Source organism: Xenorhabdus yunnanensis (genome assembly GCF_028598805.1).
GTDB classification, from domain to species: domain Bacteria; phylum Pseudomonadota; class Gammaproteobacteria; order Enterobacterales; family Enterobacteriaceae; genus Xenorhabdus; species Xenorhabdus yunnanensis.
In genome coordinates, this window is sequence record NZ_JAQRFI010000314.1 from 1 (window position 1) to 251 (window position 251).

Genomic DNA, 251 nt, shown 5'->3' on the forward strand with positions numbered 1-251 from the left:
ATCCCGCTGAATGTCAGTGTCAGCGCCCAACATGGCCTGAAAGAAATCGTCTGGGATACGGCGAATTTGCTGGCAGGGGGCGGCAAGCTGGAAAACGTCAGTGCCCCGGCGTTGTCAGCCAACTTAGCCGCTGAATCTGTGCGTGGTGGGACGCATTATCTGCTGACCCTGCCGCCGTTCCATGACAAGGGCAACAACACTTACACCCTGTCCGGTGTCGCCTATGATAATCAGGGCAATGCCTCTGAGCG

General features: G+C 57.4%; 1 protein-coding gene. It reads left to right on the forward strand.

What is annotated here, in order from left to right:
* A partial coding sequence (locus PSI23_RS22400) for a hypothetical protein (RefSeq protein ID WP_273557092.1) occupies nucleotides 1-251 on the forward strand: 251 nt, incomplete at both ends.